The sequence below is a fragment of the Streptomyces sp. PsTaAH-137 genome, from assembly GCF_003259365.1.
In the GTDB taxonomy this organism is placed as follows: domain Bacteria; phylum Actinomycetota; class Actinomycetes; order Streptomycetales; family Streptomycetaceae; genus Streptomyces.
On record NZ_QLLY01000108.1, the window covers coordinates 1 to 1180 of the forward strand.

Here is a 1180-nt window from a genome sequence, read left to right on the forward strand (position 1 = left end):
GTTGTCCAGGGGGTGGCCGATCGTGGACGCGTCGGGCAGCGGTTCGCCCGCGGCCAGGCGGTGGCACGCGGCGAACAGGGTCGACTCGGCCGGGCCGTGGCCGTGCACGACAGTCAGTTCGGGGCAGGCCTCGCGGACCCGGCGCAGCACGGCGGCGGGCACCCGGTCGCCGCCGGTGACGACCTCGCGCAGCCCGGCCAGCGCCGCGGGGCGTTCGGCGGCGATCGTCGCGAACCGGCTCGCGGGCAGCCACACCGTGGTGATGCCGTGGGCGGCGCGCGCGGCGGTCAGGGCGTCGGCGTCGAGGTCCCCGCCCGGGGCCACGACCACGCGGCCGCCGGCCAGGAGGGGCGCCCACAGGTCGAGGGCGAGCGCGTCGGAGGTGTGCGGGGTGTGCCACAGCACCGTGGTGCCGTCGGCCGCGCACCACGGTGCGTCCTGGGTGAGCCGTGCGAGGTTGCGGTGGGTGAGGGCCACCGCCCCGTCCGTGCCGGAGGCCGCGGAGTCGGGGAGGACGGCCAGGAGGTTGTCCGGGCGCGGGGCTGCCGGGGTGGCCGGGGTGTCGGCGGCGTCCTCGGACAGGAGCGCCTCGACGGTGGTCACCGGGGCGCCGGGGTCCGCCGCGAGGCGTCCGGCGGTCGCCGCGTCGGTGAGCAGGACGCGCGCCGCGGTGTCGGCGATGAGCGCGGCGATCCGGTCGGCCGGGGCCGCCGGGTCGACGGGCAGGTATGCGCCGCCCGCCTTCGCCACACCCAGCAGGGCGGCGGCGAGCTCCGCCGAGCGCGGCAGCGCCACCGCGACGACCGTCTCGGGCGCCACGCCGCGCCCGCGCAGGGCACGGGCGATCCGGTCCGAGCGTGCGGCGAGTTCGCCGTACGACACCTGGCCGTCCGCGTCGACCAGCGCGACGGCGCCGGGGTCGGCCTCGGCCCGGCGGGTGAACAGCTCGGGGACCGTCGGGCCGGCCTGCGGCGTCCGCGTGCCGTGGGCCGCCGCCAGCACCCGGTCGCGGTCCTCGCCGGCGAGCACGTCCAGGGTGCCGACCGGCTTGTCGCCCGCGGCGAGCACGGCGCGCAGGTGGGCGATCAGCTCCTCGCCGATGAAGCGGAGTTCGGCGCGGTCGTAGAGGCGGGCGGGGGCGTCGAGCCGGATGTACAGGTCGCTGTCGGGGCTGCCGTCG

The 1180-nt window shown here is 79.1% G+C and carries 1 protein-coding gene; it reads right to left on the reverse strand.

Features of this window, described 5'->3' with window-relative positions; translation table 11 throughout:
- On the reverse strand, nt 1-1180 hold a 1180-nt coding region (locus tag K377_RS41240; RefSeq protein ID WP_146614885.1), incomplete at both ends, for an AMP-binding protein.